The 23,403-nt window shown below is 33.2% G+C and carries 23 protein-coding genes, 1 tRNA gene and 1 pseudogene; 7 read left to right on the forward strand and 18 right to left on the reverse strand.

The genetic code is table 11. The annotated features are described in order from the left end of the window. Positions 1-4: 4 nt before the first annotated feature. From SACI_RS03095 to SACI_RS03120, 6 genes are all read right to left on the reverse strand, one after another. Positions 5-463: a RecB-family nuclease gene (locus SACI_RS03095; protein ID WP_011277536.1), complete on the reverse strand. Its 459-nt coding sequence runs from the start codon at positions 461-463 to the stop codon at positions 5-7. Next, positions 456-1,415: a DNA cytosine methyltransferase gene (locus SACI_RS03100; RefSeq protein ID WP_011277537.1), complete on the reverse strand. Its 960-nt coding sequence runs from the start codon at positions 1,413-1,415 to the stop codon at positions 456-458. Before SACI_RS03100 ends, SACI_RS03095 begins: the two co-directional genes overlap by 8 nt. Then, positions 1,393-1,908: a transcription factor TFIIE, subunit alpha gene (locus SACI_RS03105; protein ID WP_015385468.1), complete on the reverse strand. Its 516-nt coding sequence runs from the start codon at positions 1,906-1,908 to the stop codon at positions 1,393-1,395. The genes SACI_RS03100 and SACI_RS03105 overlap by 23 nt, the downstream gene beginning before the upstream one ends. A gap of 13 nt (positions 1,909-1,921) precedes the next feature. Further along, positions 1,922-2,320: a tRNA methyltransferase gene (locus tag SACI_RS03110; RefSeq protein ID WP_011277539.1), complete on the reverse strand. Its 399-nt coding sequence runs from the start codon at positions 2,318-2,320 to the stop codon at positions 1,922-1,924. Between the two features lie 149 nt (positions 2,321-2,469). Then, on the reverse strand, positions 2,470-3,528 hold the full coding sequence (gene hflX, locus SACI_RS03115) for a GTPase HflX (protein ID WP_011277540.1): 1,059 nt from the start codon (positions 3,526-3,528) through the stop codon (positions 2,470-2,472). Then, positions 3,525-4,016: a multiprotein bridging factor aMBF1 gene (locus SACI_RS03120; protein WP_011277541.1), complete on the reverse strand. Its 492-nt coding sequence runs from the start codon at positions 4,014-4,016 to the stop codon at positions 3,525-3,527. The genes hflX and SACI_RS03120 overlap by 4 nt, the downstream gene beginning before the upstream one ends. 71 nt (positions 4,017-4,087) lie before the next feature. On the opposite strand from SACI_RS03120, the gene SACI_RS03125 reads away from it, so the two are divergent. The 3 genes from SACI_RS03125 to SACI_RS03135 are packed head-to-tail and all read left to right on the forward strand — an operon-like array spanning position 4,088 to position 6,503. After that, positions 4,088-5,278, forward strand: coding sequence for a proteasome-activating nucleotidase (locus SACI_RS03125; protein WP_011277542.1), 1,191 nt, complete (start codon positions 4,088-4,090; stop codon positions 5,276-5,278). Then, the gene (locus SACI_RS03130; RefSeq protein ID WP_011277543.1) at positions 5,275-5,781 is read left to right on the forward strand and encodes a PUA domain-containing protein; all 507 of its coding nucleotides are present in this window, start codon (positions 5,275-5,277) and stop codon (positions 5,779-5,781) included. Before SACI_RS03125 ends, SACI_RS03130 begins: the two co-directional genes overlap by 4 nt. Continuing rightward, complete coding sequence (locus SACI_RS03135; RefSeq protein ID WP_011277544.1) at positions 5,781-6,503, forward strand: proteasome assembly chaperone family protein; 723 nt, start codon at positions 5,781-5,783, stop codon at positions 6,501-6,503. The genes SACI_RS03130 and SACI_RS03135 overlap by 1 nt, the downstream gene beginning before the upstream one ends. Here SACI_RS03135 and tgtA read toward each other — a convergent pair. Together tgtA and SACI_RS03145 are read right to left on the reverse strand one after the other, a co-directional pair. Further along, on the reverse strand, positions 6,447-7,940 hold the full coding sequence (gene tgtA / locus SACI_RS03140; protein ID WP_176586677.1) for a tRNA guanosine(15) transglycosylase TgtA: 1,494 nt from the start codon (positions 7,938-7,940) through the stop codon (positions 6,447-6,449). The genes SACI_RS03135 and tgtA overlap by 57 nt on opposite strands. Before the next feature lie 4 nt (positions 7,941-7,944). After that, the gene (locus tag SACI_RS03145; RefSeq protein ID WP_011277546.1) at positions 7,945-8,379 is read right to left on the reverse strand and encodes an Lsm family RNA-binding protein; all 435 of its coding nucleotides are present in this window, start codon (positions 8,377-8,379) and stop codon (positions 7,945-7,947) included. A gap of 79 nt (positions 8,380-8,458) precedes the next feature. Between SACI_RS03145 and SACI_RS03150 the strand changes: the two genes are divergently transcribed. After that, the gene (locus SACI_RS03150; RefSeq protein ID WP_048054424.1) at positions 8,459-8,824 is read left to right on the forward strand and encodes a DNA-directed RNA polymerase subunit G; all 366 of its coding nucleotides are present in this window, start codon (positions 8,459-8,461) and stop codon (positions 8,822-8,824) included. Here SACI_RS03150 and psmB read toward each other — a convergent pair. The 3 genes from psmB to SACI_RS03165 are packed head-to-tail and all read right to left on the reverse strand — an operon-like array spanning position 8,821 to position 11,006. Further along, positions 8,821-9,408 carry an archaeal proteasome endopeptidase complex subunit beta gene (gene psmB, locus SACI_RS03155; RefSeq protein ID WP_011277548.1) on the reverse strand — a complete coding sequence of 196 codons (588 nt, stop codon included), beginning with the start codon at positions 9,406-9,408 and terminating at the stop codon, positions 8,821-8,823. The two genes, SACI_RS03150 and psmB, sit on opposite strands and share 4 nt — an antisense overlap. A gap of 29 nt (positions 9,409-9,437) precedes the next feature. Then, positions 9,438-10,724, reverse strand: coding sequence for a histidine--tRNA ligase (hisS, locus tag SACI_RS03160; RefSeq protein WP_011277549.1), 1,287 nt, complete (start codon positions 10,722-10,724; stop codon positions 9,438-9,440). 6 nt (positions 10,725-10,730) lie between these two features. Then, positions 10,731-11,006: a hypothetical protein gene (locus SACI_RS03165; RefSeq protein ID WP_011277550.1), complete on the reverse strand. Its 276-nt coding sequence runs from the start codon at positions 11,004-11,006 to the stop codon at positions 10,731-10,733. 64 nt (positions 11,007-11,070) lie between these two features. Between SACI_RS03165 and SACI_RS03170 the strand changes: the two genes are divergently transcribed. Next, entirely contained in the window at positions 11,071-11,658 is a 588-nt protein-coding gene (locus SACI_RS03170; RefSeq protein ID WP_011277551.1) for a TFIIB-type zinc ribbon-containing protein, read from the forward strand. Between the two features lie 69 nt (positions 11,659-11,727). Further along, complete coding sequence (thsB, locus tag SACI_RS03175) at positions 11,728-13,389, forward strand: thermosome subunit beta (RefSeq protein ID WP_011277552.1); 1,662 nt, start codon at positions 11,728-11,730, stop codon at positions 13,387-13,389. On the opposite strand, the gene SACI_RS03180 is transcribed toward thsB, so the two are convergent. The 5 genes from SACI_RS03180 to SACI_RS03205 all read right to left on the reverse strand — a co-directional run bounded on the left by SACI_RS03180 (position 13,386) and on the right by SACI_RS03205 (position 18,990). Next, complete coding sequence (locus SACI_RS03180; protein WP_011277553.1) at positions 13,386-15,026, reverse strand: ATP-binding protein; 1,641 nt, start codon at positions 15,024-15,026, stop codon at positions 13,386-13,388. The two genes, thsB and SACI_RS03180, sit on opposite strands and share 4 nt — an antisense overlap. 408 nt (positions 15,027-15,434) lie before the next feature. Beyond that, complete coding sequence (locus tag SACI_RS03190; RefSeq protein WP_011277555.1) at positions 15,435-15,689, reverse strand: MoaD/ThiS family protein; 255 nt, start codon at positions 15,687-15,689, stop codon at positions 15,435-15,437. Between the two features lie 2 nt (positions 15,690-15,691). Beyond that, positions 15,692-15,940: a 30S ribosomal protein S17e gene (locus SACI_RS03195; protein WP_011277556.1), complete on the reverse strand. Its 249-nt coding sequence runs from the start codon at positions 15,938-15,940 to the stop codon at positions 15,692-15,694. Positions 15,941-15,985: 45 nt separating this feature from the next. Then, positions 15,986-17,143 carry a fructose-1,6-bisphosphate aldolase/phosphatase gene (fbp, locus tag SACI_RS03200; RefSeq protein ID WP_011277557.1) on the reverse strand — a complete coding sequence of 386 codons (1,158 nt, stop codon included), beginning with the start codon at positions 17,141-17,143 and terminating at the stop codon, positions 15,986-15,988. Positions 17,144-17,175: 32 nt separating this feature from the next. After that, a complete protein-coding gene (locus SACI_RS03205) occupies positions 17,176-18,990 on the reverse strand; it encodes a ribosome biogenesis/translation initiation ATPase RLI (protein WP_011277558.1) in 1,815 nt (604 codons plus the stop codon). A gap of 395 nt (positions 18,991-19,385) precedes the next feature. Here SACI_RS03205 and SACI_RS03210 point away from each other — a divergent pair. Continuing rightward, positions 19,386-19,460 (forward strand) — tRNA-Arg (locus tag SACI_RS03210). A 357-nt stretch (positions 19,461-19,817) separates the two neighbouring features. On the opposite strand, the gene SACI_RS03215 is transcribed toward SACI_RS03210, so the two are convergent. Then, complete coding sequence (locus SACI_RS03215) at positions 19,818-21,134, reverse strand: MFS transporter (RefSeq protein ID WP_011277560.1); 1,317 nt, start codon at positions 21,132-21,134, stop codon at positions 19,818-19,820. Between the two features lie 747 nt (positions 21,135-21,881). Then, a pseudogene (locus SACI_RS12405) lies at positions 21,882-23,180 on the reverse strand (tyrosine-type recombinase/integrase). Positions 23,181-23,403: the final 223 nt, after the last annotated feature.

Here is a 23,403-nt window from a genome sequence, read left to right on the forward strand (position 1 = left end):
ATCTTTACCCGTTTTTAAACTCTTCGTGTAAAATACATGAATGAATAACGGCTATAGATGCAATTGGGGAGATCTCTACATCTATATTTCTAAGTTTATAATTTTCACCCAGACTTAGGTCTATCTTAGAGAAACCATTTTCTATGCCAGAAAATACTAACATAATCTTATTTTTGTCATTAAAAACCTGAGTCTCTAAAATTTTTTGAGCCTGGCTGGTAAGAAGAATAACTAGATCTGGTGACAAAAGTTCTATTGCATCTTTTAAATCTGGTAATGATATAAACGTTTTACCTAATTTGAAGGCTAACTTATTGACTTCAGGTACACCTACGTTTGAGGCTACTCCACCTACTTTAGTTGCAACTAAATAGTTTATATTTAAACTAAATACTAGCTTAGCAAAGTCGATTAGCTTTTGTGCACTTGTAACATTATGTAAAACTGGGATCAACTTAGCCATATAATATACCCATTATTTCTCGGGCAATTGTGGTAGAAAAGACTACTGGCACTGATTCGCCTACCTGATTATATTGTTCGTCTCTATTACCTACAAATACATGATCATCAGGATAGCTCATTAACCTTGCTTGTTCTCTAACAGTAAGAAACCTATTTTCAAATGGATGAATGAACCTAGAATTTCCCATCACTGTGGGAGCTAATCTGTATGGATTTAGTCTTATATACAATGGTATATTTCTGCCTGAGGAGCCTTTAAACATACTTAAATAGTCTCCAAAATCTAGCCTAGCAAACTTTCTTATCTTCTCCTCACTAACTTCAGCTATTTCATGGTTAGGTAAAAGATTTGGTCTATCAGCTAGATCCCCTATAGCATTCCATACTGTATTTAGTCTAGCACTCTTTTGCTGTTTAAGCTTAACATTAGATACAAAAACTCTAGTTCGCCTAGACGGATTTCCTAAGTCTTCTGCTCGTAATATATTAAAATAAACTTTAGGGTAGCCTATCCTTAAGAACTCCCCCTCAATTGATGACCTGATAACATCAATATTGGCAATGGCTGGAACATTTTCCATTATAAAAATTTTAGGTTTCAGCTCGCCTACTATTCTTATAAATTCTAACGTTAACTGACCTCTCTCATCCACAAATAGTCTCTCTAATGGATCAGATCTCCTGGATGGGTTAGCGCCTGTAAATGGTTCACACGGAGGACTACCAATTATTATATCTGGTTCTCCCCCTATCAAATACCTAATATCTCGACCTGTTATATTTCTTATATCGTCTTCTATAACCACCGTGTTGGGAAAATTAATTGAATATGTCCTAGCCGCAGCATGATTTATATCTACTGATAATTTTATTTCAAAAGGTTCACGGTTAAATCCTAAAGAAAAACCTCCAGCCCCACTAAATAAATCAATAACTTTTACTGGACTCACGTCTAATCTCTTTGTTTATTTCCTCTTCTATCTGTTTAATTTTTTGCTCAAGAAAGCTCCTAGCTTTCTCAGAATCATATTGTGACAAAGAAGTTCCGCACTTTAGACATTTGAATTCGTTTTCTATTGCATCATCAAAAGAATATTTTATGTTATCCTGTGGACAGAAATAAAATAGTCCATCCTTCTCTTGCTCATATCTATTTCTAAGTTTCTCTAGAATAAGTCTCTTCCTGGATAGAAGAATTTCATTTATCTGATTTACGTTTACCTTCCAGTAATATATGTATAGGTTTGAGTCTTTGTCTTTAGTCTTACGATAAGTAACTAATCCATGATCGGACAATAGATAAAGATATTTTCTTACTTCATTAGGTTTTGTGTTCAATTCCTTAGCGATCTCCTCATCAGTTATTTCTGATTTCTTTCCGATTAAGTATTTAAGTAAGCCTAGAGCTTCATCCCCAACTAGCTCTTTAGCCAAATTAAGCACTATATTTTCTATATCACTTGTCAGTTTTCACCACCCGTTTCCCCTTTAGTTGAGGAATAATGTAGAATTTGGCATCACTAAAATGTATATATAGTTCTTCACCCTTATAAATCCTGTCTAGAAAGATAGCTAGTGCTGAAACCTCAGAGTGTGGCTGATTTCCTATACCTATATTATAATCTGAGTTGTAATAATACCATCCCTCCACCTTTTCTGAACCTATGACAACTAGAAGTGGTAATGTAAAATTCTTACTAGCCTTAGTTATTTCATCTATCATATCATCTATCATTTTACCATACATAGTTAGATGAACTACTAAACCTCCTTTCTCCCTCCAAGACTTAACTATTTTTTTAGGATTATCCACGAACTCTACCTTAAAATAGGATTTACCTCCCCATACCTCCAATACTCTATCGATCTTACTTTTGAGCCTAATATCCTTTACATCTATGAATATGCCTTTAGCTCCAAAGGCTCTCGCTACTAAAGTAACATGGGTGGTTATTCTCTTATCTCTCTCTGGTCTATGTCCTAGTCTTAAAATATAAATATCTTTTATTTGAGGACTAGTTCTAATAGTCTATCCCTAATAGTATTTATATTATAACCTTTTAACGCTGAAATTGGAATAACATCATAAATAGGCGTATATAAATCTTTGACTATTTTCCACGTAATATCAATTTTTTGATCAACATCACTATTATTGACAAGATCAGCTTTATTTAATACGATAATCATGGGCTTACCAGATATTCCTATGTCTCTAAGTATCTTAAATGAACTTAATATCATATCTATGAATAAAGTATCCTCCACAGAGGAGTCCACAACCAAGAGTAAGGAATCCGCGTATTTTGCTTCTGATAAAGTAACGTAAAAAGCCTCAACTATTTGAGGAGGAATTCCCCTTATAAAACCCACAGTATCAACAAGAAGTAGTTTATCACCATTTACCGAGATTCCGTACCTTTTTGGTAGCGTTGTTGTAAACATTGATGAATCTGTTTTCTGCTTTAATCCTGTTAGTGCATTGAATAAAGTAGTTTTTCCTGCATTAGTATAACCGACTATAGCAGTAGTTTTCAACTCTGTTTTTCTTATCTGATCCTCTTTTATCTTCTTTATATTATTTAGTTCTTCCCTGATTTTTACTATTCTTCTCTGATAGAGTCTCACTGTCGACTCAATACCATAAACACCTGCTCCTAAAGGACCCTGTTGTTCAGAAACTTTCATCCTTTTATACATGTCTTTTAGAACTGGCAGTTGATGTTTTAATCTTGCAAGCTCAATTTGTAATTTCGCCTCTTTAGAACCTGCATGTAATGCAAATATCTCTAAAAGTAAGAGAATTTTATCTAGTATTTTTTTGTTTTTTAATTCTCTGATTAAATTAATAAAATGCCTAGATTTAAGCGTTTCGAAAATTATAATCGTATCAACATCACTGTTGTTCTTCAGCTCAAGAAGCTTAGTTTGAGAGATATAAAAATTGGGATTTGGCTTCCTAGGTAATTTGATAACTTCAAGAACGTTATATAACGCTGCCTCAGCTAAAGCTTTAGCCTCATCCTCATATTCCTCAGCGGTAAAAAGTACTGCAAAGTTCACTTCTTCCCCTCTCTAATATTTACGATGTCCCCTAATGTCAGACCTAAATCTTTTTGGGGATTAGATTCCTCTTCCCCTTCTATTGGAACCAACAACTTAATACCTAATATTCTCTCTAACTGTTTAGCCTGTTGGATAGTAGGCTTTAGTTTACCGCTTTCAAATCTCTTGATTATATTCTCGGATACTTTCAACGCTTGTGCTAATTGCTGTTGCGACATCTTTAATCTTTCTCTTGCTTCTTTGATGATTTTATAATATTCCTCAACTATATCTAATTCCACTTCAGTATATTTTTTGTTAGGGCTAGTTTTTATTCTCTTCTTATCCTCCTCTTTCTTTAAATTAACAATTTTAGCATAGTTTTTAATTTTATTGAAACAATTAGTACAAACAGTAATAATACTTCCCTCATAAGAGACTGTAAAACCCTTACCCTTTATGGGAGAACCACATAACTCACAGTATTTTACATTTTGGTTTTGCATATAATATATACACGACTTTGTATATTAAACACTTTTATTGGTTTTCGTACAAGTAATATTATTGGGTAAAGTTGTTCGGGGATGTTGATAGTTATAAGAATCGTGAAAATAATAATAATTATGACGAAACGCTTGTAAAACTTCTTGAAGAAAAAATAGAAGCTCTCACAAAAGAAATAGATAAATTAAGACAAGATTTAAATTGGTATAAAACTGAACTAGAGAAACTACTGGCACCTCCATACATTGAAGCTACAATATTAGATATATTACCAGACGGTAAGGTAATTGTAAGGAGCTCTTCGGGACCAAACCTAGTTGTAAATGTAGCCACGAACGTCGATGTTTCCAAGTTAAAACCAGGCATGTCTGTTGCATTAAGTCAAAGAGGATCAACGATTATAGATATTTTACCAAATAGAGAAGATATAATAGTAAAATCTTTTGAATTAATAGAGAAACCAAATATTCATTATTCTGATATAGGAGGTCTAGAAGACCAGATAAACGAACTAAGAGAGGTAGTCGAATTACCATTAAAAAATAAGAAGTTATTTGAAGAGCTAGGAATAGAGCCCCCTAAAGGAGTACTATTATATGGACCCCCTGGCACTGGAAAAACCATGCTTGCCAAAGCTGTAGCAGCTGAAAGTAACGCCACATTTATTCATGTTGTAGCATCAGAATTTGCCCAGAAATTTGTAGGAGAAGGGGCAAGAATAGTTAGAGAAGTCTTTGAATTAGCTAGAAAGAAGGCTCCATCAATTATATTCATAGATGAGCTTGATGCGATTGCTGCAAGAAGAATAGATATTGGTACAAGCGGTGAAAGGGAAATTCAAAGAACATTGATGCAGTTATTGGCTGAAATTGATGGATTTAAGGCACTAGATAACGTTAAGATAATAGCAGCTACAAACAGAATCGACATATTAGATCCTGCTATACTAAGACCTGGTAGGTTTGATAGATTAATAGAGGTTCCATTACCAGATGAGAAAGGTAGAAAGGAGATTTTCAAAATCTACCTCCAGAGAATGAGGATAAATGAAAACGATAAATTAAACTATGATCTAATTGCTCAACTCACAGACGGTTTTAGTGGTGCAGACATTAAGAACGTTTGCACCGAAGCTGGATATATGGCCATAAGAGAAGGAAGAGAGTCTATTAAATTCCAAGATATTATTAGAGCCATAGATAAAATAAAGAAAAAGAATTTAAGGAAAGCGATTAATACAAGAACCGAGAAATACTTATGATATTTAAATTTCTCAAGGCTCCTTATGAAGCTAATGATGAAGAGATGCGATATATATACGATGTTTTGTCATATCAGTTTTCCCCTTCTTTATCTGATTGTATATTTATTAAGCACAATAAGTTTTTAATTCAAAGATCTATAAATACGGACAAGATAAGAGATATTCTTACTCTTGATAGAAAACTCTTTTTAGTATTAAGAGCACAAGATAATCTTTTCTCAATCACTGAGGCAAGTGGTAATGATATAAAAGAATGTTCAAAACCACCAAGCTTTAGAGTGATGATACAAAAAGAAATCTCTGAATTCATATTACAGGGTAAAAACGTATTTTGTAAATTTGTAGTAGATGCAGACCCAATGATAAGGTACGGGGATGAAGTTTTGGTTGTGGATGAAGATGATAGATTATTAGCAATTGGTAGAGCTAAAGTATCAGGAGAAGAAATAAAACAATATAAAAAGGGTCTAGCTGTAATTGTAAAGAGGGTGGTAAAATAATGGATATAAAGATAACCTTGAAGGGAGTAAATGAGAGTGAGCTGCAAAATGCTAAGTTCATAACTGGATTTCGAACAATAGGAGAGGTAGGGTATATAGCTACTAGATATATTGCTCTAAAAATGAAGATGAAGAGAATTGGCTTTATAACGACAAAATATCTTAGAGATGTAACTTTCCTTGACGAGTACGGTATTGCAACACCTTTTGAATTATTTTATGATAATGATAACAAAATTCTAGTTTTATTAAATCATCTTTTACCGCTACCTCGAGAAGCAAATATGTTTTCTGAAAAAATAATTAAATGGTTAAAGAGAATAAATATTAGTAATGCCTTCTACATAGGAGGATTAGATAAAAGATATAGAACTAATAACGAGAAATTGAGATGGATAAAAACTTCTAACAGTACTATAAATCTAAATTTTCCACTCATGGAGAAACAACTACTGATGATAGGACCACTTGCTCTATTCACGATATACTCCGAAATAGAGGACTTACCTGCAACTGTACTACTACCATATGCTGATAGGGACAGAATAGATCCTGGAGCAGCAGCTACAGTCGTTGAAGAATTAGCTAAGATAATAGGCGTAAACATAGATGTAACAGAATTGTATGAGGATGCTAAGAAAATAGAGGAAGAATTACAAAAACAATTAGAGCTTATTCAAAAGGAGATTAACAGGGGCGCCTCTGATAGAGTCTACATGTAGAATTTTTTCACATCCAATTATACTAACTGTTTCATATGATCTTTGTGATAAAAACTCCTTCAGTTTATTCTTAAGATCATAAATTACATCCTTGTCTATAGTCGAGGGCATTTCTGATTGGAAATATGGATATGTGAAAAAGACATTATAAGGCACACATCCATAAAATGGTAGAACAATATAAACATCTGCATTTTTCATATCTTCAGTATTTTTTAAGGGGTTATCTTTACTATCACTGCAATATAGAACAAGGGCTTTGCTTCTTTGTTTAATCTTACTTAGTGTATATGCATGTCTAATTACTTCTGGTCTATGCAGAGAGGAGTTGTCAAATAAAAACACTCCTTTAACTTCTCCCTTTACCCTCGGATCATACTTTTCAAGATATTTCGAATAGTTTAGAATTCTTCTAAATGCCTCAAAGGTTGATGGATGCGAATATGCTTTCTGTTGTATATATTCAAATAATCGTCCTTCTTTTAGGCTTTGTTTTATATAATTTATTTCTTCCTTTATAACATAAAGGTTGTGTAATGCTATTAAACGTACTTTTTGCTCCTCTGGCATTTCCATTACATCTTTTGGACTGTATCTAGAGCATATAGGGCATGAGCAAGGGAAATAATCAAGCTCTTCAAGCCTGTAAACACGTTCTCTTGTCATATACCTATGATCCCTGGCATAGAGTATGTAAGACGCTGAATCAAATGTATCTACACCCAATGCTACAGCAAAAGCGAATATATGTGGATGACCTCCCCCAAATAAATGGAACGGTTTTCCTCTACTAACATTACTTTTTGATTTATAAATCATATCTATAAGCGGAGCATATTCGTATCTCTGCATCAAAACAGTTGGACTACCTAAAGCCAACATTTTATAGTCTTGGTTCATATCAGCAATTCTAGCAGAATATTCTATGAGATCTAAATACATACCACCTTGTATAGGATGAACCCATATTATTTCGTCTTTAGATAACTCAACAAATTTAGAGGCTTCTTTAGCTCTACTTATAGTACTTTCGACGCTTTTCTCAGCTTCCTTTTTATCCTCCGTGAGACCTGTCGGTATATCTAATATAACTGCTATGTCTGGCTTTAGTTTGGTCTCATAATTTACTATATCTACATTACTGACATCAATATCTCCATACTGTAAGATCTGGTATGCACCTGAATCCGTCATAAGTATCTTGTTATAATTAAGGATGGAATGAAGGTCTTCCTCTTTGCCTATATACTTTTTGATTAAAAATGCATTAGTAATTATACTTTCAAAGCCTACAGATAAGATATCCTGAATGGTTATTTCGTTCTTTACTGGATTTATAACAGGAAAAAATGCTGGTGTTTCTAGTTTTCCGTGCTTTGTCTCTAAGATTCCTATTCTTCCTGCAAGATCTTCATCTTTAATTTCGAAATCTCCTATCATTTCATGATCCTTTTTTCTTTTTATCAATATAGGAGTTAAATATATCATAAACCTTCTGAGCTAATGGACCACTACCTTCAACACCATTTTCAGTAACCTTAACCCTATCTAATATTGTTACTACTCCAGCCTCTTCATAGACTTTGATGTCAGTGGTTCTTAAATTGAGTTCTTTTGTAATTACATCTGCAAACTCTCTGGGATCAAATAGGGGTGCAGATTTAACTAGAATTTCAGTTATCATATTTCCATTAATTATTACCTTATAGTACATGTTATTGTCATTGTCTTTTGCATTGAGTAGAGATACCATGAATGGAGAGACCTCAAAAGAGCTTAAAACTCCTGAATATACTTTGTTATTGTTTAGCTTGACTATGATAGTCTTATCCAGTAAGGATCCTAGATCCCCCGAAATTCTTCTACTTACACTCATACATATTATGATATGACTAACATGGTTAATAATATTATTCAGTGGATGTGGTATTTTATGATAGAGAGTTGTGAAGGAAATGATGCAGGGAACCTGTAAAATATCTTCCATTGAAAAGGGTGCATTAAAGAATTTATATGTAGTTAAGATGGATTGTGATAATGACCTGAAGATAGAGTTTGATATAACAAAAGAACTTAGTATATTTTCTAAGGATGAAGAGGTCACATTTATAATATCACGTGAAAAGCCTGAATATAGCGAAAAAGATTTCTGTGCTCACGGCTACCTATTCCTTGAGAGGCAACAAGAAGATGGAAGTTTCATAGATGAAATCTCCCTGTATGGTTTGATTGTTAAAATTTTAAGCAAAAATGGATTAATTAACAGTAAGTTATTTAAAATGATGGATCACGTATATTATTGCGTAAAGAAAAAGGCTTAAATTTTTATGAAATCTTCATAGATATTGTTTTTGTTTATGATTAATATATCTATACCGTCACCAGACATTACATCTCTTTCGACTGCTGACTTCATAGATTTTATAGCTAATTCTTTTGCAGCTTCAGAAGTAAGCGATTCATTGTATTCGGCTTCAAGTACACCTATAGCTACACGTGCTCCAGAACCTACAGCAGCATAGGAATCTTCTATTAATGAGCCAATTGGATCAAGTATGAATAGTTTTGGACCGTCCTCATCAACACCTCCAAACAATAACTCTGATATATATGGAAGAACTTTATTTTGGTATAGTATTACTGAAAGTAGTTTAGCTGCAGCTCTTGCGGATATTTTTCTGGAATTATACATCTCATAATACTTTATTTCAACATTCATTATCCTAGTCAAAGTTTGAATATCTCCTACTATTCCTGCACCTGCGATTCCAAATCTCCCAAGCTTAAATACTTTTCTTGCTGATTTGCTTAAAACAAAATCCCCATAACTCAATCTTCTCTCTGCTGCTAATACCACACCATCCTTGGTCTTTATTCCTATAGCAGTAGCGGGTAATTCCTCCAAATTTGACCCCTATTAATTCAAACCTCGCATTAACTTAAATTATTTATTAATACATCCTCTATTTTCTCTAACTTTACAGTTTTTTGCTCTCTTTTTTCAAGGAACTTAATGGTAATACTATTTTCTTCCAATTCCTTCTTACCTATCAATACAATCGCGTTATATCCTTCTTCCACATAATATGTCATTAATTTGGAAAGAGGTACGTCTTTCAAGTTTAAGACACCTATAATATTGTTTTTCCTCAGTATATTCAGTAACCTTATTGCTAAACTTAAGCTATCCTTTGTTGATATTAAAGGAATTACAGCAATCTTTTTCCTTTGTAGATCAGATTTAATTTTGTTTATAACTAATGCTGTCCTCTCTACACCTATAGCAAATCCAATTGCTGGAGTATCAGCCCCACCATATAATCTCACTAGATTGTCATACCTTCCTCCTCCAGCTATACTAAAACTTACATCAGGGTGAATTACCTCAAATATTACTCCAGTATAATAGGCTAGACCTCTCACAAAACCTAAATCTATTTTTATTTTAACTCCAAGATCTTCAAGCACTTCGCTTATAAACGAAAGCTTATTTATTTCTCCCTCCAAATTAAAGTTATATTTTGAAACCTCTCTTCTTAAACTTTCTAGTTTATCAGACTCTAGTTTATCAAATTTTAATGATATTAAGTATGTTATCAGATCTTTATAATTATTGTCAGTAAATTCTTTAAGCGCATCATCTACTTTTCCTTTATCTATAAGATGAAGTAGATGTTCCTGCTGTTCCTCAGTTATTCCAGCCTTATTGAATATTTCCCTATAAATTCCTATATTATTAATTTTTATTATGATTTTATCCTTAAGCCCTAATGAATCATATATTTCATTTAATAAGCTGATAACCTCGATGTCTGCAAAAGATGATGATGAACCCAATAATTCAACTCCGGCTTGTCTAAATTCCCTGTAACGACCAAATTGCGGTTCATCATATCTGTATACTTGACCCACATAAAATAGTCTCAATGGCTTGGGCAGATGCTGCATCGAGTTTAGATAAACTCTAACTATACTAGGAGTAATCTCAGGTCTTAAAGCGACTTCTCTATCTGCCTTATCTTTGAATACGTACATAGTTTTTCTTATTTCTTCTCCACTTTTGAGTGAAAACAATTTAAAATCCTCAACAATAGGTGTATATACTTCCTGATATCCTGAGTTTAGCACTACAGTCCTGAACGTCTCTTCAATAAACTTTATTTTATTTAACTCTTCGCCGTAGTAATCTTTCATACCTCTAATTGGTTCAAATTCGCTCAATCTAGTTCATTTTTTATTTAGCCTTACTTCGGATAAAAAATAATATGTTACATCACCATATTTATCCACAACAGCTATAACACTGTTTTTATTAATTTTTGATGAAAAGCTTAGAAATCTTTCTAGCTCTTTAGCGTTTATTTTATTGTTCTCGTTAAGAACCATTACCACGTATTCGTTATCTTTAATAAGAATATAGTTATTTAATTCTACAGGTTTTTTGCCTCTACTCTTAAGGTCAGATATTACTATAAATTTGTCAATATTTGTACTTTCAGTCATCTATCTCTGAGTATCTACATTTGTCAAACAACGTAAAAATATTTTTCAGGAGATTTTTTGTTCTATGGAATGTCCCGAGTGTAAAAGTAGAGAAATAGTATGGGATTACAAGTGCGGAAATTTAGTTTGTAGTAATTGCGGATTAGTTTTAGATAAGATCTACGATGATCATAACTATATCGATAATGAAATTATGATAAAAATACAATCCACTTTTACTAACGTCACAATTTTAACTTATAAAGATAAAATTGAGAAAATTGATAAAATAATAAAATTTAATAGTAAACTATCAAAAAAACAACTTCCTAAAAGTAGAAAATTATTAAATTATAATAACGCAATAATTAGATCCTCTAGTGCTACAATTATAAAATACTTGGATTTTAATGAAAAGCTATTACTTGTATATGACATTATTGATACTATTCCAATTTTGAATAATATTTCAATTAAATACAAAGTTGCATTAGCCATGTATTTCTACGATAAGAAAACTTTTAACAAAATTATGAATAATTTAGAGATAAGCAACAAGTATTTTAACAAGATACTAAGAAGACTTAACAGTAAGGAAAAGATGATAATAATGGAAAAAGTCATTAATCTACTAGAACAAAGAGTACCTAGCCAAACGTTAAAAACGATGTAAAAATGATTTTTATAGATGGAAAAATTTTTATATAACCTCTTCTTATGAGACCACAGACGGGTGAAACATATGTCAGCTACAGCTACAGTTGCTACAACACCTGAGGGTATTCCTGTAATTATATTAAAAGAAGGATCAAGTAGAACTTATGGTAAGGAGGCACTCAGGATAAACATAGCCGCGGTAAAAGCAGTAGAAGAGGCACTAAAAACAACATACGGACCTAGAGGAATGGATAAAATGCTTGTTGACAGTCTCGGTGATATAACAATTACAAACGATGGTGCAACTATATTAGACAAGATGGATTTACAGCACCCAGCAGCTAAACTACTTGTTCAGATAGCTAAGGGTCAAGATGAAGAAACTGCTGACGGCACTAAAACTGCTGTAATATTTTCAGGAGAATTAGTAAAGAAAGCAGAGGAATTACTTTACAAGGAAATTCATCCAACCATAATAGTCAGTGGTTATAAAAAAGCAGAGGAAATGGCTATAAAGACTATAGAAGAAATTTCAACAAAAGTTTCTGTTAACGACACTGAAATTCTAAGAAAAGTTGCTCTTACGTCTCTAAGCAGTAAAGCAGTAGCGGGAGCAAGAGAACATTTAGCTGATATAGTTGTAAAGGCCATAACTCAAGTAGCAGAATTAAGAGGAGATAAATGGTATGTTGACTTAGACAACGTTCAGATTGTTAAGAAACATGGCGGAAGTATAAATGATACACAAATAGTGTATGGAATTATAGTTGATAAAGAAGTAGTTCATCCTGGTATGCCAAAGAGAGTTGAAAACGCAAAAATAGCATTATTAGATGCTTCTTTGGAAGTTGAAAAACCAGAACTTGATGCAGAGATAAGGATCAATGATCCTACGCAAATGAAGAAATTCCTTGATGAGGAAGAGAACATATTAAAAGAAAAAGTAGATAAAATTGCGCAGACAGGTGCTAATGTAGTTATTTGCCAGAAAGGTATAGATGAAGTAGCACAGCATTATTTAGCCAAAAAGGGAATTCTAGCAGTGAGAAGAGCAAAGAAGAGTGACCTAGAGAAATTGGCAAGAGCTACAGGAGGTAGAGTTGTATCTAACATTGACGAATTAACATCACAAGATCTAGGATACGCAACACTTGTTGAAGAGAGGAAAATTGGAGAAGATAAAATGGTCTTCATAGAAGGAGCCAAGAATCCCAAGGCTGTTAGTATCTTAATCAGAGGTGGCTTAGAGAGAGTTGTAGACGAGACAGAAAGAGCATTAAGAGATGCCTTAGGAACAGTTGCAGATGTAGTTAGGGACGGGAGAGCCATAGCAGGTGGTGGAGCTGTAGAAACTGAAATAGCTAAAAGGTTGAGGAAATATGCTCCACAAGTAGGAGGAAAAGAGCAATTAGCAATAGAAGCATACGCAAATGCTTTAGAGAGTTTAGTTATGATACTAATAGAGAATGGCGGATTCGATCCAATTGAATTATTAGTAAAACTCAGGAGTGCTCATGAGAATGAGACAAACAAGTGGCACGGAATAAATGTATATACAGGACAGATTCAAGACATGTGGTCATTAGGTGTCATTGAGCCTGCAGTAGTCAAAATGAACGCAATAAAGGCAGCAACTGAGGCATCCACATTAATCTTAAGAATAGATGATTTGATCTCAGCTGGTAAGAAGAGCGAAGGAAAGACGGGAGAAAAGAAAGAGTCTGAAAAAGGTAAAGAAGAAGACTAAGTAACTTTTTTTACCTTTATTATACTGTGCGATCTAATATTAGGAGAAACTAGAATAGCTTCTCCTACATCAAGTTTATCCAAGAGTTGTAGTTGATCCTTATCTAAACTTAATGAGTCTGATATGATACGTTTATCTATATTAGACTTAATTGTGTGAATTATTTTAATATTAGTGTTCTTTATTACTTCTTCATCTATACTAGAAGGAGACTGCGTTATTATGCAAAGACTTACATTATACTTTCTTATCTCCTGCAACGCTCTCTTTAGCATCTCATTCTTATTGTTAAAGTAATTATGGGCTTCCTCTATTACTAATAATATTTTCCTATCTGAATTATTTGATCTCTCATAAAACGTAAACAGAAATTTCATCATAAATAATGAATACAATCTTCTAAGTTTCAGATTATATATGAAGCTTAAATCTATTATATTACCTCCTGATAGCTTCTCTCCTATATCATAATAAGTATAACCTGTATCAAGTGAAAATAGCTTTCTTGCGAGTGGAGTAGTTAAAAGATATAGCTTTCTACCTAATGCAAATTTTATATCTCTTATCATGTAAGAGTCGGTTTGTATACTTTCTAAAATTATCTTTAGAGTATCTGTATCTAACTTCCTGTATCTTTTCAGTTGTTCTATTACTAAATATAATATAAACGATTGAGGTTCAGTTAACTCTAAGGTATCCTTAAATATATCAATAATATCTTCAGTATCTTGCTCATCTAAAGGTATGGGATTCAGTGTTAAAATATTTCTTCTAGAATAAACCTTAAACTCTGGTAATATATGCTTGTATTCGCCATGCCAATCTAAAATTACTACATCAAAACCCTTTTTTAATAACTCTTTGCTAATAAGAGCTGCACTATTTGTCTTACCACTACCAGTTGACCCAAAGATACTTATATGTCTAAGAACGTCTTTAGAATTAAAGCCTGTTTGTATTCCATAATTATTTATAACTTCCCCTAATTCTATGTCATGATTTTGTAATAATATTTCCGAATCAGGTATAGTGTATCTTTTCTCAAATACATAACCGTTATAAATCAACGCTCCAGTGACTTTCATGAGTGGAACAAACATATTCAGATTAACTTGAGAAATTTCAAGTGATATATGTGGTGCAACACTTTCTAACATGTTCTTTAAAGTATTCACTTCTTTGATGAAGTCCTCATCTTTATACGAACTATCGACCTCTGTATAAAAAGCAATACCGCTACCAGGGAGTGGATCAAAAGACGTAAGTATAACTATCTTTAACCTTCTATCCTTATGTCTACTTATTGTTTCAACTAACTGTTTTAACTCTTCAGAGTAGTCTAACTGTTGATCGTTTACATTCTTCTTACCTACTAACTTAAATCCTATATATGCAATGGTTTTTCCATTTATGTTTATTTTATTTATTGAATTTTTAATCTCAAAATTTAAAATTATATTTTTAGTTTTAGTAAATAACTTATATTTACTAAAAAGAAATAAGACTAGAATAAATAGAATAAGGAATGCAGAGATTAAAACGAGAAATAATCTAGAGAATGTTATAATATTCAATGAGTTTAACAGAACGAAAATACCTGCAAATAGCAAAATTACAGCAGGTAGTCTATTTTTCATGCTAAAGAGTAACTACTTATTTATGAGAGCCACTCTAATGAATGTATAGCATTCTCCGAAAGTAGCTCCCTTAATTTTTTGTTTAAATTAAAGCTTTTATTTACATGACCTTTTTCCGTGTTGCAGCAAATTATTTGGTACATGGTTCCCGATGGTTTCTCTTTCATAATGTTAAGTGCCTTTGAAATATTATCTGTACCTAGTAATAAAAGTAAAAACAATACAGTCCTAGATTTTATTCTAATATTTTTATACTGAATTAAATATTTATATAATTCGCATGCATGAGAAATAAATGCTTCATCTGGTAATTCGCGTAAAACTTGTGAAACACACCTTTCATCTACATATATGAATTTCTTCAAATCAGATTGATCTTTCATATCTATACTAATTATTTTATACGTCTTAGCCACCATGATTTATTGGTAAAATATCTACTACGTCTCCGTCCTTTAACTTACCATTTAATAATCTATAGTCTATACCATTTATTAATAAAATATATCCAGATCTTATCTTATTACCATTAATTAATAGCTTTTCTTCCTTATCCAACTCTTTTAAGATATCTAATAAATTATCAGCTTTCAGAGAAATAACAAATTCGTCTCTTCCTAACCTTGTCGCCAGAGGACCTTTTAGCCTTATCTTCACACTCATTCTTATGTTTCACTCTCTAAATCTTCCTCTAATTCTTCACTTGCTTCTTGAGCTTCCACTTTATTCTTAGAAATTTTAACATATCGTGTTAGATATCCTGCTATTCTATTCTTAACTTTTTTAGAGCTTACATTCACATATTCATCTACTAGTTTTTTATTATCGTCATATTTGTCTGACGCTTGATCTTTAAATTTATCATAAAGCTCTCTTGCAACTCTTTTTATATCTTTCGTGTATACATTACCCATCGATAACACCTTATATATAATAGATAAATAAAAACAGCTAAAAATTTAATCTCCTGATGGTCCGCTTTTTTCTTTTGAATATATACTTTCTTTTACCTTATACACATCGCTCTCTTTTTTAAACCTAGACCTCAATTTTTCAAGTATAATTGGCAGAGTTGTATATTCCATTTCAGTAGGCTCCAATCTATGAGGCATAAATGGACCATGCCTTCTCATGTAATCTGTTATGGTATTTGCTAATCTTCTAACTTCATCAAAAGCAGGATCATCAAATAAATCTGATGGACCTACCAACTTTCCATTTTTAACGTTAAAACCTAACCCTATAAGCCTTGGAGGACCATCAAATCTGGTAGCCCTAGCATCTCTCTGAGATACTGGAATAAGAGGACCATAGTGACTACCTCTCATCCAACCAGGAACAAGGTGAGGTAGTGTAAATGCCTCTAGAGCTTCACCTAATGCAGGCAAACCATGTTGCAATCTAACTATGGTTACCGGATCGTCTTTTCCTACATACTTTCCTGCAATCAAATTTAATCTTTCTATAGATACTACAGCTCCTAAAAGGTTATCCTCACTTCTATATATTCTTCTAATTACATATCTTGACGGAGTTCCGATTAAGGCTAGTAGATCATAAAGCTCTTGAGGAGCGTTTAACACAACTGCTTCTCCCTGATATACATCTAGAACTTCAAATTTGAATCCGTTATGCATAGTCGGATCTATTACAAGACCTGGCGTGTTAAATGGGTCTGCAAACATTTTATATAGAGGTAAGTTAAAGGCTCCAGGTTCTGTCTTATCTGCCATAAATATAGCTATAGGCTCTGACGGTCTTTCCTCTACTTCTATCTCAGCTACGCCTGGTCCTAGCCCTCTAACATTTCCTGAGAAGGAGTCTGATAAAAGATCCTGACCAGCTGCGTATAAACCTAACTCCTTTGCAACCTTTGCTGCTTCTTTAAAAGCGTTCCAAGCAGTTTCATGAACCTTAGTATCCAGTTCTCCTCTAGTATGAGTCATTATGAGCTCTAGGTCATCACCCACGTGAGTTATATAATAATCTATAAGTAGACTTTGACTCTTAGCTTCAGCTAGAACTTTACTTGCTGCTGCCATAGTATCTGGATGTACAACATGATGTCCGGCTAAACTACCTATATCTGCTTTTATTACACTAATTGTTGTTTTCATTACCCATTTTTTACCTTAAAATAATATAAGTTTTATGTAGATTCCTCTTCCCTAGAGATTTTCATAGAATAATATTCTCCGGTTTCCTTTTGCAACCTATCAAGATAGCTTCCAAATTTGTTAACTCTGGGTCTTCCGCTATCTGAATCCCTCCTGAATGTAATGCCCAATTCTTTTAGGAATTGGTTCATTCCCGTTGCTAAGCTTTGAGGAGATCTAGCTATTCCCTTAGATCCAGGAACACCAGAAAATACCATAATTCTATCAGCTATATAGTCATGAATTGCTAAATCATGATCTACAACAAATGTAACACTTTTCCTCTCTCTACTAACTCGTTTTATTGCTTTAGCAACTATATACCTTTCCTCCACATCCAAATATGAAGACGGTTCATCAATAACATATATGTCAGCCTCTTTTGCCAAAGCTCCTGCTACATATAATTTTTGCAACTCCCCTCCACTTAGATCCCTTACATTTGACTCTAATATTCTGTGTAAATTTAATCTCTTTATGACCTCTTCAAAGAACCAAGATGACGAGGACAAAATATCCTTTCTTACGTTTTCTAGGTATTCCTGAACAGTACCTTCATAATTAGGAGCTAGTCTCTGAGGCTTATAAGATAACGTTAAACCTTCAGTTAGTACATTACCATGATCAGGAGTTATTTCAGAAACTAATATTCTCATAAAAGTCGTTTTACCTATTCCATTAGGTCCTACTATACCTATAATCTCCCCCTCTCTTGCATTTCCTTCCTCAATACTTAACGAGAATCCATTTAGTTGTTTTTCCATTGCCGTCCAAATAACTTTTGTAACTGCATGTGGGTTGAGATCTAATTCAGTTAACTCACGTAAATTAAATTTAATTGCATCTGATCTAATTTGAATATTTTCTGCAGGTAAATAACCATGTAAAAAGTTATTTATCCCAACCCTGGAACTATAGCTTTTTGATACTCTACCATATACTGAGCTTTTACCATATATTATATGAATGACATCCGCCAAATAATCTAGGACTATTAAATCGTGCTCAACAACTATAGTGTATCTTCCTTTAGTTAACTCTCTTATTGCTATAGCTAAATTTATTCTCTCCCTAATATCCAAATATGAGGAAGGTTCATCAAACAGATATACGTCAGCATCTCTCAATAATGAAGCTGAAACCAAAAGTTTTTGAAGTTCTCCACCACTTAGGACACTTACGTCCTTTTCCCAAAAAGGTGTTAAGTTTAGCATTGACTTTACTTCATCAATTTTTCCTCTTTGATCTACTTTAGTCAACAGATCTTTCACACTTCCCTTTAGATACTTGCTAGCATATTCCACGTATTGTATTTTATGCACTACTTTCAGTTTATTATTATACAATGATTGAAAATAATTATAAATTTCCTTTCCCTTAAACCTATCCAATACTTGATCTTTAGTTAATACCTCTTGTGGATTTCCAAAGTTAGGTATTAACTCCCCGCTTAATATCCTCAAAATAGTAGACTTACCTGTACTATTTTTACCTAATATCCCAATTATACTTCCTTTTTTAGGCGTTATCATACCAAATAACTTAAATCCATTTACCTTGTATCTATGCGTTTCATCTTTCCCATACTCGTCGGGTAGGTTTACGATATCTATGGCATCGAATGGACATTTCTTAATACATATTCCGCAACCAATACATGTCTCCTCATAAATAATTGGTTTACCTTTCACTATCTCTGATAACTCAATGGCTTTGCTACCTGATTTATTAATAGGGCAAAAAGCTATACATTCTAGTCTGCATTTATCAGGTTTACAATAATCATAATTTATTACAGCAACTCTCACAGGTTCATCACGCTTTAGTAAAAATATTTATAGCTTAAAAAATCTTAAATTACCATTCTTCTTCCCAATCTTCCTCTTCTTCCCAATCTTCCTCTTCCTCGAACTCCTCAAATTCCTCTTCCCAATCCTCCTCAAATACCAAAACATCCACCACATCAAGACACTATTATATTACTTATAAAATTAACCTGCTAAAAACCAATTACGAATATAATGCTAATATATAGATGTATGTTCATACTAATAAAATTAAAACATTCACGTTGCAAACTGATATTTGATAAGAAACCATATAATAGTATTAAGGTTCTCTTAACACTTTATTATTTATCGTGATTATAAGCAATTTTTAGACTAAGGTTATATATTCATAATATACTTAGATGAATTTAGATGGACCCGTAGCTTAGCCAGGACAGAGTGCCAGTCTCCGGAACTGGTGGTCCCGGGTTCAAATCCCGGCGGGTCCGCTGTGGGGGATACCCACACCCCCATTTTCATCTATATCAATTTAATATAAATTTCAATTGTCCGGATTAAATGATTAATATAAATTTCCTACCTCACCACTCATATTATATATGTACAAACCTTTAACGTTCCTCATATTTATAATGAACAAATAAACTAATGTTGTACTCTAAAGTTGCACTTTAACTATAAGTTTTGATTTCATATTTATTATCACTATGAATCATGAAAATTTTTAGAAGTTTACTAAGAAACTATAAGAAGGATAGGATATTCTACCAAGAAAACTATATTTTAAAAACCTTTGTGAAAATGAGAAAAAATTAGGTTAGAAAAAATAAAAGTTCTAAAATATCTCACTCTTCTTCAAGTTCAATTCTTACTGTTTCTTTAGTTAATGAAATAACTATAGCAGAGATTACTCCATAAATAAATACCATCAGTGCTATGTAAGGCCATGCGAGTAGATAATTATTATTAAATAGTGCGTAAATGTAACTTGCTATCACTGGTGCTAATCCTCCAGAAATAGGAGTAGATAAATGGTAGCTAAATGATGAACCGGAGTATCTGTATCTTGTAGGAAATTGCTCAGAGAAGAACGCAGAGTATACTGCATAACCTAAGTATCCGGTTGATATTAATATTGATCCTAAAAACATTAATCCGATATCTTTAGTATTCAGTAACATAAAAAATACAAAGATTAATATACTCGATACTAATGTCGAGATAATAATAACTGGTTTCCTTCCTACTCTATCAGCAAGGATAGCACCGAGAATAATTAGGAACATTCCCATTATACTCGCAATTAATATTAATTCTTGCGGAAAAGATTGAGGAAATCCTAAGGCAATGATATAATATTGAACGAAACTTATAATTACGTAAAATAAAGCATTATTATAAGCCCAGCCTAATGCTAGTAGTAGAACAGTTCTCCATTCATTCTTTATAAGCCTAGCAAAAGGAATATTTAAAATAGCTCTTTTCTGAATAATTTTTTTGAACACAGGACTCTCTAACACTCTATATCTAATCAATGCACCAATCAGTAAGATCGCTGCGCCTATATAATAAGCGATTCTCCATCCCCAATCAAAAAATGCTTTACCAGGAAAACTGACTTGTAATGCTATGAATGCGACGCTAGCAGCTATAATCCCTAATGGAACGCCTTGCTGAACCCAGCTAGCCCAGAAAGCCCTATATTTACTTTTTGCAGCATATTCAGTCACTATTGTTGAAGCTCCGCCCCATTCTCCACCAACAGCTAAGCCCTGCAATAATCTAAATATTATCAATAAGATTGGTGCAAAGATACCTATTCCTGGCCACGAACCTGTTGACAAATAAGGTGGAGTTAGACCTATACCTAGAGTACCTAGACCCATTAAAAGCAAAGTATATACAAGAGTTTCTTTTCTACCTCTTTTATCACCTATATTTCCAAAAATTATTGCACCGATTGGTCTATCTAAAAAACCGGTACTGAATATTAATAAAGAGTATAAAAGAGCTACACCAACATTTTGAGAATTAAAATAAATATATGGCCAAACTGTTGAGGCAGCAGTTGCAGATATGAAAAAATCATACCATTCTATCGTTGTGCCTATAGTACTTAAAGTAGCCACTTTTATTATATCTGATCTAGTGTATCCCTCCACATAATACTTAACGTTTTGACTCTTTATAAATTTTAATTAATATTACTATTTTAACATTATATAAATTCTATGAATAACGTTTTAAAGATTAAAGATAAAAGTTTTAGCAAAATATAGTTTTATTAACTAAGAAACAGTATTTAAGCTCTGTATATCGATATATCTAAAATTCCGTTAAATTCATATGATATTAATAAATATTTTAGCACAAATATAAGTTAGAAAAAGAGAATGATAGACAGTACTAATAGGAATTTTTAAATTAAATAGTTGTTTTTAATTTATAAATTATTTTCCTAACTTATTGTAACGTTTTATGTTTACTAACTTAAAGTCAAACTATCAGATAAAGTGTGGTTTTACCATAGATTCTTTAGCCAGCATTTTTAGCCTATTGCCCTTTCTCGCTTAACGCCAATCGCTCTCTTTAGCCTACTCGCCGTTAAAAGACATTTAATATAACGCTAACGATTTTTTGCTTTAGACTCGTAAAAACCCCCTTGAATACACGCCCAAATGCCTACCTTTTGACTATACACTTAGATTCCCAGAATCCCAGTAAGTCTATATCATAATATAGGATCCTTTTCTCAGCTCAGTCTGACCCCTAAAGCCTGACCTTCTTCTCTTGTTTTTTAGTCACCAGTGTCTAAATTTGCCACTTTTTATCTCACTAGTTTAGTAAAAGCTAATCGTCAGACCCCCAGAGCGCCGGTGAAAAGAAAAACAATAAACGCAGCTTTTCTACTATTTTTCCTCTTCCCAAAGTCTTGGAGCGTATTTCTCATAAGTTTGCCTTAATTCCTCTTCAGATATAACAAAGTAGTGATCTTATAGGATCCTAAACTGTTGTGGTGGGACTCTACCCTGCATTATATTTACTATCATAGGCGAGACACCATTCTTGATCATGTATGAGGCAAAGAAAGAGCGTAAGTCGTATAGCCTGAACTCTTTGCCTAGTACTTTCTTCATAGCCTTTTTAATCTCAAACCTGAGTGAGTATCCATTAAACGGAAAGAACTTGTTTAGCCAAGACGTGACGTCAATTCCTAGATCTGGGTTTGCCTCAGCTAACTTCTTCACGCTCTCTTAATAACGCGATACGAAATTGCCACGATATGGCAAATACACCTCTTTCAACCACTTAGCAGTGTTTTCGTGTAAGAATGTTACGTAAGCGCGTTTAGTTTCACTCTCTTTCATCAACTTAATCACTCTGTGTTCTAAGTCGACTTGGTCTAGTGTAAGCGAAAGCACTTCACCAGTTCTAAGACCAGTTTCAGCTAAGACTAGGAAGAATGCCTAGGCGCCCAGATCTTCAATACTATAAATTATCTTTTTAAGAAATATCAATAGTTAGATTGATAGGCTTATACTTAGGTTTCTGCTTAGGTATTTTGAACGAGTCATAGAGTATTCTAGCTAAGTTAATATCCTTTAGCTTAATCACTTCTTTAATGAAAAGTTTGAGGGCTTTTGCATTATGCCTAGCCCTACCTAAGTTTTATGCGGAAAGGTCTAGAATGTACTCTTTTAGGCCTTCAGGAGTTAGTGTGTAGTTTAGGTCAGCCAAGGCATGGCTTAAGTAATTTATATGCCTTTTCCAAGTATCCCTAGCCCTTAGTCTCTTTCAATATCTTTTCAAAGAGCCGAATGTCATCTTGTGTGCAATATATTCCTTCACCGTTTCCTTCACTAAGTCACCAAAGTACTTGTGCAAGAAGAATAAGAAGATATTGAGAAAGCTAGGGTCTTTTGACGCTTTCATTATTACCCTCAAAATATCTGAAGGGGAACATCAGTATAGTTTATGCCATGAACGATCTTTACAACTTCATCAACTGGTAACGCCTTCATTACCTCTGTGACGACTTCATCATGGGGCTCAATCTCTTTCCCCCTTTTATCATAGCCCCTAACATACAAGTACAATTGTTTCTTACTCCTATTAGTAATTTGAGTAAGCTTTGGGTAACCTAGAAGTTCTACTGCTCTCTTGAGTAGTTGTCTCTTTTGTTCCGTTGTCAGTTCTACACTATATATTATCAACTTCTGATATATACCCGTTACCAACTTTTCTCTCAGCCTTTACTCGCGTAAAGTTCTATGACTAGAGAAATCCTTTCAATTCATGTAAAAATAGTGCAGCGGCCTGGATTTGAAACTAAGAACCTCCCCTCCTCAGTGTCAAGAAAGGGAGAGATATAATCAAGTTAAAGAAGAATGTAGAAGAGCCGGAGCTGATAAAGGTTCTAATAAATGTCGA

The sequence above is a fragment of the Sulfolobus acidocaldarius DSM 639 genome (assembly GCF_000012285.1).
Lineage (GTDB): Archaea > Thermoproteota > Thermoprotei_A > Sulfolobales > Sulfolobaceae > Sulfolobus > Sulfolobus acidocaldarius.

Coding starts and splice junctions, on each gene's coding strand:
- SACI_RS03095 (WP_011277536.1), bottom strand. CDS start 463: ATGGCTAAGTTGATCCCAGTTTTACATAATGTTACAAGTGCACAAAAG.
- SACI_RS03120 (WP_011277541.1), bottom strand. CDS start 4,016: ATGCAAAACCAAAATGTAAAATACTGTGAGTTATGTGGTTCTCCCATA.
- SACI_RS03130 (WP_011277543.1), top strand. CDS start 5,275: ATGATATTTAAATTTCTCAAGGCTCCTTATGAAGCTAATGATGAAGAG.
- SACI_RS03135 (WP_011277544.1), top strand. CDS start 5,781: ATGGATATAAAGATAACCTTGAAGGGAGTAAATGAGAGTGAGCTGCAA.
- SACI_RS03145 (WP_011277546.1), bottom strand. CDS start 8,379: ATGAGTGTAAGTAGAAGAATTTCGGGGGATCTAGGATCCTTACTGGAT.
- SACI_RS03150 (WP_048054424.1), top strand. CDS start 8,459: ATGATGCAGGGAACCTGTAAAATATCTTCCATTGAAAAGGGTGCATTA.
- SACI_RS03165 (WP_011277550.1), bottom strand. CDS start 11,006: ATGACTGAAAGTACAAATATTGACAAATTTATAGTAATATCTGACCTT.
- SACI_RS03170 (WP_011277551.1), top strand. CDS start 11,071: ATGGAATGTCCCGAGTGTAAAAGTAGAGAAATAGTATGGGATTACAAG.
- thsB (WP_011277552.1), top strand. CDS start 11,728: ATGTCAGCTACAGCTACAGTTGCTACAACACCTGAGGGTATTCCTGTA.
- SACI_RS03180 (WP_011277553.1), bottom strand. CDS start 15,026: ATGAAAAATAGACTACCTGCTGTAATTTTGCTATTTGCAGGTATTTTC.
- SACI_RS03190 (WP_011277555.1), bottom strand. CDS start 15,689: ATGAGTGTGAAGATAAGGCTAAAAGGTCCTCTGGCGACAAGGTTAGGA.
- SACI_RS03195 (WP_011277556.1), bottom strand. CDS start 15,940: ATGGGTAATGTATACACGAAAGATATAAAAAGAGTTGCAAGAGAGCTT.
- fbp (WP_011277557.1), bottom strand. CDS start 17,143: ATGAAAACAACAATTAGTGTAATAAAAGCAGATATAGGTAGTTTAGCC.